This window comes from Guptibacillus algicola (assembly GCF_020171805.1).
In the GTDB taxonomy this organism is placed as follows: Bacteria; Bacillota; Bacilli; order Bacillales; family Guptibacillaceae; genus Guptibacillus; species Guptibacillus algicola.
This window is the reverse complement of sequence record NZ_JAIVAF010000004.1, coordinates 231,784-248,628: the sequence shown is the minus strand read 5'-3', so window position 1 is coordinate 248,628 and position 16,845 is coordinate 231,784. Positions and strand designations below refer to the sequence as shown.

Below are 16,845 nucleotides of genomic sequence, written 5' to 3'. Positions count from 1 at the left end.
TTACCCTCCTTATTATGGTGAATGCGTTTGTTGGATGCGCTCCAGTTCTTGTAACAATTCATTTGAGATGTTTTGTTTTGCTTTAAGGTAAACTGGCTTAAATGCTTCTCGCCACCTCTTTTGTTCTTCAGTGGTAAGTACATCGATCTCCATGTCCGATGATCGTTTAATCTTCCGAATATGAGCGTCATTGATTTCGATCGAATGCCTTCGAACCCAATCCGTTGTTTCCTTCATTGCTTCAGTAAGGGATTGTTGATGAGTGTTAGACAGCCCTTCAAAGAATTCCTCATTGATTACGACTGCGTAACCGAGGTATGCGTGATTACTTAACGTCATATACGATTGCTGCTTATAAAATTTCTTTGAGTAAATGTTTGATATCGCATTTTCCTGACCATCGACGAATCCTACTTCAAGGTTTCGGTAGGTTTTGTTAAATGAAAGTTCACTTGTGCTTGCGTTCAGAGCTTGAAACTGAGCTTCGATGACTGGTCCTGGCATCACTCTGAAATGAAGTTTATTCATATCAGAAGGTGATTGTATGGGCTGTTTGTTATTTGTGAATTGTTTGAAGCCGTTATACCAGAATCCTAGCCCTTTCACATTCGTGCCCCTTAGGTCGTCTAATAAGGTTTGACCGATTTTTCCTTCATACGCTTCTTGAACGGCAGGATATCCCTGAAATGCATAGGGTAAGTCGAGTACTTGCCAATCAGGGAATCTAGTTGAGAGCTTCGTAGTAGCAGGTGCGATCATTTCTACATTTCCGTTCGCAACGGCTGCCCACTCATTCTGGTCTTGATAGAGCTCTCCATTAGAATAGATTTCTACTTTTATCTCATTATCGGTTTTTGCTTGTATACGTTTCGCAAAATCCCGTGCTGCCATCCCTTTAGGCGTGTTCTCAGCAGCGACATGGCTGAACCGTATGACGAGCTGCTCTTCTAACCCTTCCTGCTCATCATCATATTCTAATTTCCCTGTGCTTTCGACCGGGCTGAAGCCAAGAAAAAAAGCAGTCAGGATACCAGCCAAAATAAATGATGTGATGATCGTAACTGTTTTCATAGTATCTCCTGTTTCGCAAGCGTTTCCAATAGTTTATCATAGATAACAAGAATCTAACGAGAAGGTACTAGTATATGAGCTAGAGATGCTTGGAAGGACGTACGGATTATGGCAAGGAATATACCGATAAAATGGAAGATCATGATATTTTCTTTCGGAGTTGTTTTCTTTTCCATAATCATTGCGGGGATTATTGCATCGGGAAAATTGTATGATCAAACAGAAGAGAGGTTAGGGGAACGAGGCCTTATAACAGGACGTACCGTAGCCAATTTACCCGAAGTGCAACAATCTTTAAATGAAAGTGAAGGATGGGAGAAAATCAATCCGATCGTAAATCGAGTCAGAACGATAAATGATTCAGATTATATCGTCGTGCTCAACTCAAACCGCATTAGATATTCTCACCCTGTTGAAGAGAAACTTGGAACGGTATCTGCGGGAAAAGACGAAGGAGCGGCATTCGCTGAACATAGCTATGTTTCAAAAGCAAAAGGTGAAATCGGCGTGGCAATTCGCTCATTCGTTCCAATCATGAATGCCGAACATGAACAAATCGGTGTGGTAATTGTAGGAAACATCATGCCTGAGCTTGGAACTGTTCTTTCTAGTATTAAATCTGAACTAGCACTGATCGCGATACTTGCACTTGGATTTGGAATTGTAGGATCTTGGCTTCTTGCAAGAAGAATAAAGAACGAGACGTTCCACCTAGAGCCACATGAGATAGCGAGAATGCTCGTGGAGCGAACGGCAACGTTTGAGGCAATGAACGAGGGTGTTATTGCGATTGATTTAGATGGAAAGACGTTGATCTTCAATGAAAAAGCGAAACGAATCTTAGATATCACAGATGACGCTGCTGGCCTCCCGGTGAGCAGTGTGATAAAGAGCAAACAACTGCTATCCGTGTTAATTGAAGACCACCGTCTTCAAAATGAAGAGATGACAGTAGGGAAGAAGGTTTTGTTGATCAGCAAAGTACCGATCAGGGTTGAGGGGCAAAAGGTCGGAGCTGTCGCCGTCTTTCAAGATCGAACAGAAGTGGCAGCGATGGCAGAAGAATTGACCGGTGTGAAAAACTTTGTAGAAGCGTTACGAGTACAAAACCACGAGTCGTTAAATCGTCTTCATACGATTGCAGGCTTGATTCAGCTTGACGAAAAAGAAAAAGCACTCGACTATGTGTTTGAGGTTTCACAACAAGATGAGGATCTTTCGAACTTTTTGAGTAAACACATCAACGATTTTCGTATTTCAGGATTAATCTTAAGTAAGGTAAGGAGAGGGAAAGAACTCGGTGTGGATGTGACGATCGATCGTAATAGTATCTATACGAAGAATCCTGATTTAATGGATAGTCATGACCTCGTATTGATCATAGGCAACTTGATCGAGAATGCCTTTTATTCGTTTAATCGAGTGAGTAAGGAAGAGAACCTCATTCATCTTAGCCTCATTTCAGATGATCATTTTCTATATCTTTCAGTAGAAGATAATGGCTGTGGTATGAAAGAGGAAGTTCAAGAAAAGGTTCTGGAAAAAGGTTTTTCTACAAAAGGGAAAGACGGGAATGGTCTTGGTCTTTATCTCATAAAACGAACTGTTGAACGAGCGAGTGGGAAAATGACGGTCGTATCGCATGAGGGAGAAGGCACGAGTATTGAGCTTATTATTCCGATGAGTACGGAGAGGAGTGAGCATGATGACGACTAGCATTCTATTGATTGAAGACGATCCGATGGTGCAAGAGGTCAATAAGCAATTTATTGAACGCATCGAAGGGTTCCAAATTATTGGCGTTGCAAGTACAGGGGAAGAAGGACTGAAACTTGTTAAGGAAATGAAGCCAGATCTCATTCTACTCGATGTCTACATGCCTGAACGGAACGGATTAGACATGCTGAAGGCACTTCGATCTTCAGGAAATCATGTGGATGTTATCGCCATCACGGCAGCGAACGACCGTGAAACAATTCGGAAAATGCTTCATCATGGTGCAAGAGATTATCTTATCAAGCCTTTTAAATTTGAACGGTTTCAACAGGCGTTAAAAGACTATAAAATATATAATGACCAATTAAGTGGTGAAGGTACTATTTCTCAAAGCGAGTTAGACTTTGTAAAAAATTCTAGAAGCAATAGAAACGATAGAGTTATGGAACCACCATTACCAAAAGGTTTAAATCGACAAACTCTTGAACAGATTACAAGTTTTCTCAGTCAACATACTGAGCCAATTACAGCTGAAGAAACTGCTGATGGAATCGGTCTTGCAAGAGTAACGGCAAGAAGGTATTTAGAGTTTCTTCAAAAGTCAGGGCATGTAAAATTAGAAATTCAATATGGAGGCGTTGGAAGACCACTAAATAGGTATTTGTTTGTAAAAAAGAATACAACAGAAATATAAAACATAGGTAATTGTTGTAGTAAAAGAAGTTCGTATATAAAAGTTTAGAACAGAAATATCTTTATTTTCTGATAAATAATTGTTACTATTGGCTATAAGTAAATAGTTTGTAGGTAATGGTGCCTAATACATTGGAGGGAATCTAATGTTTTAGGCACCTTTTTGTGTGTGAAAGTATAATCGAAAAGTAGGTGAGTGGAATGAATTTTTCTTGTAGTTTAAGAAATGATGTATATCAGTTTGATTCTGTAAAGGATGTGTTAGCAAAAGCAAGTGAAGAAAAGTCTGGAGATACAATGAGTGGTATAGGAGCAAACTCTTCATTGGAACGTATGGCTGCAAAATATGTGTTGAGTGAAATTCATCTAAAAGATATATATGAAAATCCAGTCATTCCATATGATACAGATGAAATAACTAGATTGATCTATGATGATATGAGTCAACCTATTTATAATGAGATTTCGAGTTGGACGGTAGGAGAACTAAGAGAATATATTTTATCCCACACCACAACTGGATCTGACCTGAAAAGGTTAAGTAGAGGGTTAACAAGTGAAATGATTTCAGGAGTAGCAAAGCTGATGTCTAGCATAGATCTTGTTCTTGCCTCACAAAAAATGAAACACCAAGCACATTGCAATACAACGATCGGTGAGCCTGGAAGACTAGCATTTCGTTGCCAACCCAACCATCCAATCGATAACCCTTCTGGCATATTAGCATCAATGAAAGAAGGCTTATCATATGGTTCCGGAGATGCGGTAATCGGAATAAACCCAAATAATGAAGCTGTTGAATCTGTACGAGAAATTCTTTCGATGAGTCATGAATTTATCCAGAAATGGGGGATACCAACTCAGAATTGTGTACTCGCTCATATAACGACACAAATGAAAGCGCTTGAAAAAGGTTCTCCAGTTGACTTAATGTTTCAAAGTTTAGCAGGCACACAATTAGCGAATGAAGATTTTGGTGTATCTAAAGAAATTCTAGATGAAGGTTATATCCTTATGAAGGCAAAAGGCACTTCAACAGGTCCCAACTTTTTTTATTTTGAAACAGGTCAAGGATCTGAAGTTTCTTTAGATGCTCATTTAGGTGTGGATATGCAGACACTGGAAGCCAGAACTTATGGGTATGCAAGACATTGGAACCCTTTTATGGTTAACAATGTTTCGGGGTTTATTGGACCAGAAACTCTTTACGATGGTAAACAAATGATTCGGTGTGATCTGGAAGATTTGTTTATGGGTAAACTACATAATCTTCCAATGGGAATTGCTCCAACCTATACGAACCATATGAATTCAGACCAAAATGACCAGGAAATTGCTGGAATGTTGACGACTGTAGCAGGTGCTAACTTTTATATGGGCGTTCCGGGTGGAGACGATGTCATGCTAAGTTACCAGGATACGAGTTTTCATGATGATGCAAGCTTAAGAGAAATGCTAGGATTGCGCCCACTTCGAGATTTTGAAAAATGGCTAGAAGAAATGGGAATTATGGAAAATGGTCGCTTAACTAAAGCAGCAGGAGACCTTTCCATCTTTGATTGAATCATCCATAAGGGTGATGTGAAGCGTTAAAAAAGAAGGGAAGTGAGCATGTGAATATTGAACAAATCGTAAAAGAAGTTATAAAAGAAATGGAAGTAGAAGCGAGAAGTGAAACAAAGAAACGATCCAATAATAAAACAAGAGAGTTTGTTTATAGTGCGGAGAAACGTGTAACAGTTGATTCTCCAGTCAATCAGGATTCTATAGAACTAGCACAGAGTCAAACGCCAGCTAGAATTGGTATCGGACATAGTGGTACTAGAATGAAGACGAAAAATTATTTAGACTTTAGAATCGATCATGCAGCAGCACAAGACGCAGTTATGAAAGATGTATCTACTTCTGTACTAAAGGAAATGAAGCTTCCAAATTTAAGTTCTAAGGCCTCTAGCATGGAGGAATATTTGATGAATTTAGATGTGGGGAGATCATTAGACGAAAATTCGGTCGAGTGGCTGAAGGAGAATGGAGTGAAAGGTAAGCAAGTACAAATCATTATTTCAGATGGACTAAGTTCTACAGGAATCGAGGAGACTGTACCCGATTTACTTCCGGCTTTAATACAGGGACTTGAAGGAAAAGGCATTACCATAGGTGTTCCTGTTTTTATTAGGAAAAGTAGAGTATGGATACAAGATGAAGTAGCAAGATTAGTAGATTGTGACCTCGTTGTTTCGTTGATTGGTGAGAGACCTGGGCTAGCAACATCTAAAAGCATAAGTGCCTATTTAATATACAGACCGAATGAGAATAGTGTAGAAGCTGATCGAACTGTTTTCTCGAATATTCATAGTGGCGGTGTCCCGCCAATTGAGGCTGGAGCGTACCTTTCGGATGTCATTGAAGAGATGCTTAACTACCAAGCGAGCGGAGTGAAATATTCTCAGATGAAATAATTTGACGGAATATATGTAAAATTGACAAAATTAATATTGCTCATTATAATGTCAGGTAGTTTCTAGGCTAAACATACCATTTAATAAATGGAAAAGTTGGTGATTTATACCTAATGAATGATGCAGTATCGATAAAGTCAATCTGTGAGGAACACACAAGTCTTTCACCAGTAGAAATTCAAACGATCATTGAAGTAAGTAATACTCTCCAATACACAGCAGATTTATCTAAAGCGAATATATTTATCGATTGTCTGATGAAAGATAACAAGCACGCAATTGTTGTTGCAGAAGCAGCTCCGACTACAACTAGACCGATCTACGAAAATCCAGTCGTAGGAAAGAAGGCATACGAAACGTTCGAGCCAGGAGTGTATTATTGTCTTCGGTCTGGAAATGCTATGACTTCAAACAGAGCAATTACACAAGAAAGAACTCAAGTGGAACAGAGTGTAGTTCCTATCCATAGTTCGGAGAATCGCGTTATCGGAGCTTTGGTAATGGAAAAGGACATAAGCGATCAGCTTAAAGAACGAGCTGAATTGAAAGCGTTGTCAAAAACAGCTGAGTCGTTGAGTGATGTTCTATTGGGAGTTTCAGAGAAACAACCTATGATTCCTGATTTAATAGAAGAAGCATTTTTCTTTGTAGAAGAAGAAGGGAATTTGCTGTATTCAAATCCAGCAGCAATCAATTTAGTTCATGGTTTGACTGGGAAGGAATGCAAAAGCGGGGAGAACTTAATTCACTGTTTACCTTTCTTAGAAGATATTATTCTACACCCTGATGACTTATTTGTAACTGAAGTTGAAATTTCTAATAAAATTTTTAAAGTGAAGAAAATTTTATTGTCTCAACATGACAAATACAATGGTAAGTTTATTGTATTAAGAGATATGACGGATTTAAGAGATAAAGAAAAAGAGTTAATTATGAAATCTGTGGCAATACAAGAAATCCATCATAGGGTGAAAAACAATTTGCAAACTGTTGCTAGTTTATTGCGTTTACAAATGCGTCGAGGAATTCCAGAAGAAAGTAAGGTATACTTTCTAGAAAGTTTGAACCGTATACTCAGTATCGCTTCAGTGTATGAGGTGATCCTTTCCAACAGTAGTATTGATGAAGTAGACATCTATGAACTAATTGAAAAAATCGGTACGATGCTCGTATACATGGAAACATCAGCCGAAACGAAAGTCGGAATTTCATTCGAGGGAATTAATCTTACTATAGAGTCAAAAAGAGCCGTATCTGTTGCATTAGTAATCAATGAGTTAATTCAAAATTGTATGAATCACGCGTTTAGAGGACGGAATTCAGGTAAGATCTTAGTGTCATTTCGACATGAAGAAGATTATATAAAAATTAGCGTGAAAGACAACGGGATAGGCTATATTCCTCACACAAAGCCTTCATTAGGATTAGAAATTGTTAATATGATGGTTGAAAACGATCTTGCAGGTGAATTTCAATTACAAAAAGTCGTTCAGGGTACAGAGGCAAGTATTGCATTTCCATTTAAGGGGATGATGTAGGTGAGTAAAAGAATCGTACTCGTAGAGGATGAGTCCATTGTACGGATGGACGTGAAAATGATATTAGAAGACGCAGGATATGATGTGGTAGGTGAGGCAGGTAATGGCGAAAAAGCAATTGAGGTTGTCGATCAAGTAAAACCAGATCTTATTATCATGGACATTAAAATGCCAAAGATGAATGGTTTAAAAGCTAGTAAAATAATATCTCAAAGGTTTAAGACTCCAATATTGTTACTCACTGCTTATAGCCAGAAAGATTTTGTTGATAAAGCAAAAGAAGCGAACATTGTCGGTTACATCGTTAAACCAGTTTCGAGTGATCGATTGATACCAGCTATAGAAATTGCTTTACATCAGGCTGAGGTTTCAAGACAATATGAACAGAAAGTAGTAGAGGCAGATAGGCAATTACAAGAGAGGAAATTAATAGAAAAAGCAAAAGGGATCTTGATGGAGCGATTTGGATACACTGAAGAAGTTTCCTTTAAGAAAATGAGAAAAACAAGTATGAATAAGCAGGTTACACTTGAGAAAGTTGCGAAGTATATCATTAAGAAATATTCTAACGCAACAGAAGTACAAGCCATAAGTGAATAAATGTAGCAAAGGTGCTAAAGGAAGGGAGAACTTGCCTTCTTTAGCACCTTTTTGTCTTTTTCTGCCTAGGTTAGAAAATATACTGGAAGTGGGGAAAAAATATGGTCCTAATCGGTAATATAGTTATTTATATCATAATGATCTGTGCAATAGCAGGAGCGATTGCTTCAATAAAGAACAGTGAAGAGGGTATTGGTGGCCAATTCATGGAAGGCATACACTCTATTGGGCACATTTTTGTCCCAGCTGCTGGAATTATGGCTTCAATTCCTTACCTTTCGTGGTTAGTTAATACATTCGTAGGCCCTTTTTTCGAAAAAATAGGTGCTGATCCTGCAATTGCGGCAACGGCAATATTAGCTTCAGATATGGGAGGGTACCAGTTAGCAGAAGCGCTTCAGCAATCTTATGAAGGATGGATCATGGCCTTAATCGTCGGATTTATGGCAGGGGCAACCATAGTATTCTCTATACCAATGGGACTAGCTATGCTTGATAAGCGAGATCACAAATATATGGCTCTTGGAATTATGTCGGGAGTACTCACGATTCCAATTGGTGTACTCATATCTAGTGTCATCATAACGATGACTAATTCCAAAGTAAGAGATGTGATTTCAACGAACACTGAATCCACATATGAATTCACAATAAGTTATCTTAAAATATTTGCAAATCTTACCCCACTACTTATATTTGTTATTGCGATTGCAGTAGGATTATATTTCCTTCCAGATTTAATGATTAAAGGATTTATGTGGTTCGGTAGAATTTTAGATGCGGCTATTAAACTAGTGCTTGTATTTTCCATCGTCGAAATATTTACGGGTGTTTTCACCAATGTTTTTGGAGGATGGGGTTTCGATCCAATCATGGCGGATGCAGATGATCAATTTAGAGCATTAGAAACCGCTGGTTATATTGGAATTATGCTTGCAGGTGCATTCCCTATGGTTTATTTATTGAGGAAGTTTGCAGCGAAACCACTGGAATCCTTGGGAAGAAAATTAGGATTGAGTACTGTAGGAAGTGCAGGGCTTGTCGCAACAATTGCGAATATTCTTGCCATGTTCAAGCTAATTCGCTCTATGCCTCCTAAGGATAAAGTAATAAATATTTCTTTTGGTGTTTGTGCGGCATTTCTTTTAGGCGATCACCTTTCCTTTACTGCAAACTTTCAGCCAACGTTAATCTTACCAATTATTGTTGGTAAACTTTCTGCAGGTATCATCGCAATTGCCATAGCAAATTGGATATCCGTTCCAAAAGCAAGAGAACTTGAACGTCTAGATCGAGAAAAAGGCATCATTGGAGAAAAAGAATATCTAGAAAAAGAAGTGGAAAATGAAGTTGCAGTTGCATCGGAGGCGAAATAACATGAATGAAGAAAAAAAGAGGTTCATCCAAGAATTCGTTCCAGGAAAACAAATTACGTTAAGTCACTTGATTGCGAACCCAGATGAAGACATGTTTGAGAAATTAGGAATTGAAGAGTCTGGAGCCTTAGGAATACTTACACTAACACCGAGTGAAACAGCCATTATTGCAGGGGATTATGCGACGAAAGCTGCTCACGTCAAGATAGGCTTTCTTGACCGTTTCACTGGCAGCCTGGTATTGCTAGGGAGTGTTTCAGAAGTCGATATGGCTATGCAAGAGGTGAATAGATTTTTATCAGAAACACTGGGTTACACTCCCTCTAATATAACGAAATCGTAGTAAACGAAGGATGGGAGAGGGATAGGATGACTAAAAAAAATCGATGCATGATTTTGGGGTCTATTGGAGCTGGAAAGTCTACTCTAACAAAAGCTCTATTAGGGAAAGAAGAAAGAGCTTTAAAAACACAAAGTCTTACTTATGATGACTGGATTGTTGATACGCCAGGTGAGTATACTGAAAATCCAATGTACTATAAAAATATCATGGCTACTTCACTAGAAGTTACACATGTCGTGTTTATCCAAGATGCTACGAAGAAGAAAACGATTTTTCCACCAGGGTTCAGCACTGGAATAAATAAGCTGCCTATAGGCGTTGTAACCAAAGCTGATTCAGAGAAAGCAGATATTAATAAAGCGATCGAACAACTTAAACGTGTGATTCCGAAAGGGCCAATTGTCATTACTTCTGCTGAACGTGGGACTGGATTAAACTTTTTACGCGATTTAGTTGATTTTAATAGCACTGAGGAAATGAGACGTTATGTAGAAAATGAGAGCATCGATACTCTCATTTTTAATGAAACCCTTTACAAGTAGCCTTATTTGATTTAATATTCAGAATAGATGAAGCTTAAAAATGAATGAAATTCAGGCAAAGGCGCCTTATACTTCTATCCTAGCCGGATAGCATGTATGAGGTGTCTTTTTTTGTTGCAACGGAGGAATGGTATGGACCGTAAAAAAAGGGAAGAACTGCTGAGTGCAGGAATTGATATTGGAACAAGCACAACGAAGCTCGTAATAAGTAAGTTCTCTTTAACGAATACAGCGGGAAGTACGCACATGCCCCGAATCGAAATAACTGATACTGATGTCATTTACAGAAGTCCGATTTTTAGAACTCCTCTAAAGTCAGGGCATGAAATCGACATGGATGAAGTAGAACGTATCGTCATATCTCAATATCAAGAGGCAGGCATTTCTGTTGATGATATTCAGACTGGAGCAGTTATCATCACCGGTGAAACAGCTACAAAAACAAATGCTGAAGAGATGATCAATCATTTATCAAACCATGCTGGTGAATTTCTGGTGGCAACTGCTGGTCCTGATTTAGAAAGTATCATTGCTGGAAAAGGGTCAGGGGCTCATGCATATTCAAAACAAACTAATCGAACGGTTGCTAATATCGACATTGGTGGTGGAACAGCAAATGTAGCTGTATACAAATATGGAAAGCTCCTTGGCACTTGTACTCTCCACATTGGTGGTAAGTTGATTGAATTCAAAAATGGGGTGGTCAACTATATTGCACCCTATATAAAGAGGATTGAAGATCAACTAGACCTGCAGTTGGAAGTTGGGAAGAGTGTCGTTGATAAAGATATTAAAAAGCTGACAGATTATATGGCTCAAACAATTTCCAACATGCTGGGACAAAAATTGAATGAATCTGATGAATTGCTATTGGGCCATAAACCAAATTGGGAAGGCAAGGTCGACGCCATCATGTTCTCCGGCGGCGTTTCAGAATGCATCTATCATCCTGACAAATGCAGTACAACAGGGATATACGATGACATCGGTGTAAGACTAGCTAAATCGTTAACAGATCACCCTGAGCTTTCATCTTGGGAGTGGCTAGAACCAAACGAAACAGTCAGAGCAACGGTTCTAGGAGCTGGAACACAAACTACAGAAATTAGCGGTGCAACAATTCAGGTAGATAATCAGACTTTACCAATAAGGAATCTTCCGGTGTACAAGATTTCATTTAGCGGGGATTTTCAATCAAATTTATCACTTCTCCCTCAATTGATAGAAGAAGGAATTCAAATCTTTGATCCTAAAAAGGAAGGGCAAAATTTTGCTTTATATTTAACAGAATTACCTTTATTAGGATTCAAGGACATGCAGCAGTTATCAAAAGCTCTCATAAAAGCAGTTGAAAAGAAACGTTCACCGCAACCCCTGATTATCGTTTTAGAGCGTGATCTTGCGAAATCCCTCGGCCAAACTTTACGCACTATAAATAATAAACAACCAACAGTGTGTATTGACCAAATAAATATCGAGCATGGTGACTATTTGGATATAGGAAGATTACTAGAATCGGGCGTCGTTCCGGTAGTAATCAAAACATTGACATTTCAGAAATAGGAAGGAGGCAGAATGTTGAATTTAACAACCACTTATTTAGGGCATACCTATCAGTTCTCATCCTTAAAAAGCCTTCTTGCTAAAGCAAATGAGGAGAAATCTGGTGACCGACTTGCAGGTATAGGAGCTGAATCGGTACAAGAGCGAATTGCAGCCAAAGAAATTCTTAGTGAATTGACGCTCCAAGATATTCGAAATCACCCTCTTCTTTCTCAAGAGGAAGATGAAGTATCTAGAATAATAGAATCCGAAGTGAATGAAAAAATTTATAGCTCCATCCAAAACTGGTCTGTAGCCGAACTGAGAGAATATATACTAGCCACTGAAACATCGGGTGAAGATCTTAAGCGAATTAGTCGAGGTATGAATAGTGAAATGATTGCAGCTGTTGGCAAAATTATGTCTAATTTAGACCTGATCCATGCTGCGAATAAACTCGAAGTTCAAACGAAATGTAACACGACAATCGGGCAAAAAGGTGTATTGTCTTCACGCTTACAACCGAACCATCCTACTGATAACGTCGATGGCATGATTGCATCGCTCAAAGAAGGCTTATCTTACGGAATTGGAGATGCGGTAATCGGAATCAACCCCGTTGAAGAATCCGTAGAAAGTGTGAAACGTCTTCTTCATGCCACACATGACTTTATAGAAGAATGGAAAATTCCCACTCAAAATTGTGTGTTGGCTCATGTAACCGCTCAAATGAAAGCCATTCAACAGGGAGCTCCTGCTGATATGATTTTCCAAAGTATAGCAGGGACTGAAACGGCAAATCGGTCCTTTGGAATCGATGCGAAGCTATTAGAAGAAGCAAATGAATTGGCGAAGGTAGAAGGGACTGGAACGGGGCCGCAACGGTTGTATTTTGAGACAGGACAAGGATCTGAGCTGTCGGCAGAAGCTCATCATGGGATTGACCAGATGACTTTAGAGTCAAGAAATTATGGTTTTGCGCGCTACTATGATCCGTTCATTGTAAATACCGTTGTCGGTTTCATAGGACCAGAATATCTCTATAACAACAAACAAGTGATAAGGGCAGGTCTTGAAGATCATTTTATGGGTAAAATGCACCTCATTCCGATGGGCGTTGACATTTGTTATACAAATCATACGAAAGCGGACCAAAATGATATAGAAGATTTGGGTGTTCTTCTCACTACATCTGGTGTGAATTTTATTATCGCTACTCCTATGGGAGATGACTGTATGCTGAACTATCAGTCTATGAGTTTCCATGACGTCGCCACGCTACGTCAAACTTTTAATAAACGCCCTTCTCCATTATTTGAAGAATGGCTTGAGAAGATGGAAATAGTAAGAAATGGGGAACTGACTCAATTAGCTGGTGACCCTACGATTTTTACAAGATAGGAGGGTCTAAATGGATACAAATATGATAGAGAAGGTCACAAAACTAGTTCTATCGAGGATACAGGAAGAGTCTCATTCAAAAACCAATGAAGAACGAGTGAATATTTGGGACCATACGACTTCGAATCCGAAAGCCAAATCTATTGTATCTTCGCCCGAATCACATGAAGAAGCTGGAGGAAGAGTAACCTTCTCATCTTTTCCTTCAACAAAAAAGGAAGAGGAAAATGGGACGAAGTCAGTAGTGAAGACATTTCCTGTCAGCTCAAAAAAGCAAAAAGAAAACAAAAGTAAAAACAGTGATGATTTCAAACAATTGACGAATAGTACACCTGCACGTATTGGGGTAGGCCGTGCTGGTGTGAGACCTAAAACAGATGCTTGGTTACGATTCAGATATGACCACGCAGCCGCAGTTGATGCTGTCTATGGAAATGTGGATAAAAGTCTCTTAGATGCCCTGGACCTATTTTCAGTGAATACAAAAGTAACGGATAAGGAGACGTATATCAGGCGGCCAGACTATGGTAGAAGGTTATCAGAGGAAGCCAAAAAGAAAATTAAAAATAAGTGCATGCATTCTCCACAAGTTCAGATCATTGTTTCCGATGGATTAAGTTCCAAAGCGATCGATGAAAATCTTGAGGACGTTTATCTTTCCTTGCAGCAATCTTTGGATAATCTAGGCTTTAATGTTGGAACACCATTTTTCATTGAAAAAGGCAGAGTTGCAGTGATGGACGATGTTGGAGAGGCTTTAGAACCTGAAGTAGCAATTTTACTTATCGGGGAACGACCAGGATTGATAAGTGCAGAATCACTCAGCGCTTATTTATGTTATAAGCCTAGGCTAAACACAATTGAATCAGATCGAATGGTAATCTCCAATATTCACAGTGGTGGTATTCCTCCGGTTGAAGCGGGAGCTTATTTAGGAAGTGTGATTGAGAAGGTATTGAAATATGAAGCAAGTGGTGTCGCCCTTGTGAAAAAGGAAGGATAGGTGAATCCCATTAATTTATTACCTATTTTTGCGAATGTCCTGTCAGTTCGAATCATTCCAAATGTTGAACCGCTCTTAGCTAAAAAGTTGAAAATTAACGATCGTCATCGGAGTCTTGGTATCTTTACAGTGGATATGGATGACATAGGTGTAACGGCGTTAGATGAAGCAACGAAACGTGCTGATGTGGAGGTTGCGTACGCTCAATCATTTTACGCAGGCGCAGATCATTCATCTGGTCCGCTTTCAGGTGAATTTATCGGTATTCTATCAGGTCCCAATCCCGATGAAGTGAAAAGCGGTATACAAGCTGTTGAAGATGTGGTTGAAAGCGGAGCCCATTTTGAAGCGCTTAACGAAGAGAAAACACATGCTTTATATGCACATGTCGTCTCAAGAACTGGATCATTTTTGTCAAAGGAAGCTGACATAGAGCCAGGACAATCACTCGCTTATCTTATTGCTCCACCTTTGGAATCAACATATGGAATAGATGCAGCTTTGAAGTCGTCTGATGTTAAGCTTTCAACCTTTTATGGTCCGCCAACTGAGACTAATTTTGGTGGTGGGCTAGTAACGGGTTCACAAGCATCTTGTCAAGCAGCAGCTGATGCTTTTAGAGACGCTGTAATAGAGGTGGCCAATGCACCGAAGCACTATTAGATTCAACAAGAAGGGAGAGTACAGCATTGAACTTTGATCATGATTTACAATCTATCCAAGAGATGAGAAGTGCAGTTCAACGAGCGAACGAAGCACAGAAAAAGTTTGAAGAATTTACACAAGACCAAGTTGACCATATTGTAAAAAAAGTTGCAGATGCAGCATTTCAACAGTCTTATAGACTTGCAGAAATGGCAGTTGCAGAAACAGATATGGGAGTTGTGGAACATAAGGAAATAAAAAATCAGGTTGGTTCTAGGGATGTATATGAATCAATAAAAGATGAAAAAACAGTAGGCATCATCCATGAAGACAAAATGAATCAAGTGACTGAATTTGCTTACCCATTCGGAGTAGTAGCAGCAATTATTCCGACTACTAATCCGACATCTACTGCTTTTTTTAAAACGTTAATCTCGTTGAAATCACGAAACGCGATTGTGGTAAGTCCTCACCCTTCAGCCGTCAAATGTACGGTAGAAGCGTTAAAGGTTTGTCATGAGGCAGCTATCGAGGCTGGTGCTCCAGAGGGAATCATCGGTTGGATCTCAAAGCCTTCAATGGCCGCAACTACAGAATTAATGAGTCATAAAGGGATTAATGTGATTCTGGCTACGGGGGGAGGTGGTCTTGTAAAGGCTGCCTATAGTTCTGGAAAACCAGCTTATGGAGTTGGTCCGGGTAACGTACCTGTCTATTTGGAAAAATCCTGTGATGTAAAACGAGCTGTTGAAATGGTAGTAGCTAGTAAAACGTTTGATAATGGCACGATCTGTGCTACAGAACAGGCAATCGTAGTCGATCAAAATGTTAAAGAAATGACGATTCGTGAGCTTAAAAATAACAGAGCATACTTGTTGAACAACGAAGAAAAACAAAAGTTGGAAAATACGATTTCTCCTATTAAAGGCAAATTGAATCCGAAGATTGTAGGTCGTTCTGCTTCAAGAATTGCAAAGATGGCAGGTATTGAAGTGCCTTCAGATACCAGTGTCCTAATAGCAGAGGAAGATAAGATTGGAAAAGAAGTACCTTTTTCAATAGAGAAACTTTCTCCTATCTTCCCTCTATACACTTCCAAAAACGAAGATGATGCAAAGAGGATTTGTTTAGAATTGCTGAATTTAGGAGGTAGAGGGCACACTCTTTCATTGCATACATCAGATGATGGTGTAGCCAAGAGGTTTGGAAAAGAAATGCCTGTATCGCGTTTGGTCGTTAATACATTATCAAGTATCGGTGCGGTTGGTGGAACAACAGGCCTAAAACCTTCTTTAACGTTAGGTTGTGGATCGTATGGAGGGAACATTACCTCTGATAATATTACTGCTCGTCACTTGATGAATACGAAGCGTCTGGCATATGGAATCAAAGATATCGATATCCCGAAACCATCTTCAACTAGTTCTTCTAAAGGAAAAGATTCAATGAATCCAAAAGCTGACGATATTGAAAAGATTATAGAGAAAGTACTTAAGAATATTGATACTCAAGAGGTAGATACAGAACAAGTATCTTCCATTGTAAATAGAGTTGTAAGTCAATACCAATAAAAATTAGGAGGAATTTATAATGGCAATTAATGGAGCACTAGGAATGATCGAGACTAAAGGATTAGTAGCATCAGTGGAAGCGGCAGATGCAATGGTAAAGGCTGCAAATGTTAATTTGGTTGGTAAAGTACATGTTGGTGGAGGAATTGTAACGATCTTAGTGAGTGGAGACGTCGGTGCGGTAAAAGCAGCTACGGAATCAGGTAGTGCTGCTGCTCAACGAGTAGGAGAGTTGCTTTCTGTTCACGTAATCCCACGCCCTCACAATGAATTAGATGGTATTCTACCAAAACTTGAAGGAATCAATCAATAAACCAAATAGTTTGCAATTACTTTCTGAGAAAG

General features: G+C 39.2%; 16 protein-coding genes. 15 read left to right on the top strand and 1 reads right to left on the bottom strand.

Features of this window, described 5'->3' with window-relative positions; all coding sequences use genetic code 11:
* Positions 1–12 precede the first annotated feature (12 nt).
* The gene (locus LCM09_RS15325) at positions 13–1,071 is read right to left on the bottom strand and encodes a DctP family TRAP transporter solute-binding subunit (RefSeq protein ID WP_224883681.1); all 1,059 of its coding nucleotides are present in this window, start codon (positions 1,069–1,071) and stop codon (positions 13–15) included.
* A gap of 108 nt (positions 1,072–1,179) precedes the next feature.
* Between LCM09_RS15325 and LCM09_RS15320 the strand changes: the two genes are divergently transcribed.
* The 15 genes from LCM09_RS15320 (at position 1,180) to LCM09_RS15250 (ending at position 16,813) form a co-directional block, all read left to right on the top strand.
* Positions 1,180–2,787 (top strand): ATP-binding protein, encoded by a 1,608-nt coding sequence (locus tag LCM09_RS15320; protein WP_224883679.1) that lies wholly within the window; start codon positions 1,180–1,182, stop codon positions 2,785–2,787.
* Entirely contained in the window at positions 2,777–3,481 is a 705-nt protein-coding gene (locus LCM09_RS15315; RefSeq protein WP_224883908.1) for a response regulator, read from the top strand. The genes LCM09_RS15320 and LCM09_RS15315 overlap by 11 nt, the downstream gene beginning before the upstream one ends.
* Positions 3,482–3,681: 200 nt before the next feature.
* Positions 3,682–5,043, top strand: coding sequence for an ethanolamine ammonia-lyase subunit EutB (locus LCM09_RS15310; protein WP_224883677.1), 1,362 nt, complete (start codon positions 3,682–3,684; stop codon positions 5,041–5,043).
* 50 nt (positions 5,044–5,093) lie between these two features.
* Complete coding sequence (eutC, locus tag LCM09_RS15305; RefSeq protein WP_224883675.1) at positions 5,094–5,939, top strand: ethanolamine ammonia-lyase subunit EutC; 846 nt, start codon at positions 5,094–5,096, stop codon at positions 5,937–5,939.
* Positions 5,940–6,052: 113 nt separating this feature from the next.
* Positions 6,053–7,477, top strand: coding sequence for a sensor histidine kinase (locus tag LCM09_RS15300; protein WP_224883673.1), 1,425 nt, complete (start codon positions 6,053–6,055; stop codon positions 7,475–7,477).
* Positions 7,478–8,077: an ANTAR domain-containing response regulator gene (locus LCM09_RS15295; RefSeq protein WP_224883671.1), complete on the top strand. Its 600-nt coding sequence runs from the start codon at positions 7,478–7,480 to the stop codon at positions 8,075–8,077.
* A 101-nt stretch (positions 8,078–8,178) separates the two neighbouring features.
* Positions 8,179–9,453, top strand: coding sequence for an ethanolamine utilization protein EutH (gene eutH, locus LCM09_RS15290; protein ID WP_224883669.1), 1,275 nt, complete (start codon positions 8,179–8,181; stop codon positions 9,451–9,453).
* A gap of 1 nt (position 9,454) precedes the next feature.
* Positions 9,455–9,796 (top strand): ethanolamine utilization microcompartment protein EutS, encoded by a 342-nt coding sequence (eutS, locus tag LCM09_RS15285; protein WP_224883667.1) that lies wholly within the window; start codon positions 9,455–9,457, stop codon positions 9,794–9,796.
* 26 nt (positions 9,797–9,822) lie between these two features.
* Positions 9,823–10,338, top strand: a complete 516-nt coding sequence (locus LCM09_RS15280) for a EutP/PduV family microcompartment system protein (RefSeq protein ID WP_224883665.1) — start codon at positions 9,823–9,825, stop codon at positions 10,336–10,338.
* 132 nt (positions 10,339–10,470) lie between these two features.
* Positions 10,471–11,901 carry an ethanolamine ammonia-lyase reactivating factor EutA gene (locus tag LCM09_RS15275; RefSeq protein ID WP_224883664.1) on the top strand — a complete coding sequence of 477 codons (1,431 nt, stop codon included), beginning with the start codon at positions 10,471–10,473 and terminating at the stop codon, positions 11,899–11,901.
* 12 nt (positions 11,902–11,913) lie between these two features.
* On the top strand, positions 11,914–13,281 hold the full coding sequence (locus tag LCM09_RS15270) for an ethanolamine ammonia-lyase subunit EutB (RefSeq protein WP_404800842.1): 1,368 nt from the start codon (positions 11,914–11,916) through the stop codon (positions 13,279–13,281).
* 10 nt (positions 13,282–13,291) lie between these two features.
* Positions 13,292–14,284, top strand: a complete 993-nt coding sequence (gene eutC / locus LCM09_RS15265) for an ethanolamine ammonia-lyase subunit EutC (RefSeq protein ID WP_224883662.1) — start codon at positions 13,292–13,294, stop codon at positions 14,282–14,284.
* Positions 14,285–14,293: 9 nt separating this feature from the next.
* Entirely contained in the window at positions 14,294–14,947 is a 654-nt protein-coding gene (eutL, locus tag LCM09_RS15260; protein ID WP_224883904.1) for an ethanolamine utilization microcompartment protein EutL, read from the top strand.
* 26 nt (positions 14,948–14,973) lie between these two features.
* Positions 14,974–16,500: an aldehyde dehydrogenase family protein gene (locus LCM09_RS15255; RefSeq protein ID WP_224883660.1), complete on the top strand. Its 1,527-nt coding sequence runs from the start codon at positions 14,974–14,976 to the stop codon at positions 16,498–16,500.
* A gap of 19 nt (positions 16,501–16,519) precedes the next feature.
* A complete protein-coding gene (locus LCM09_RS15250; RefSeq protein ID WP_224883658.1) occupies positions 16,520–16,813 on the top strand; it encodes a BMC domain-containing protein in 294 nt (97 codons plus the stop codon).
* Positions 16,814–16,845: the final 32 nt, after the last annotated feature.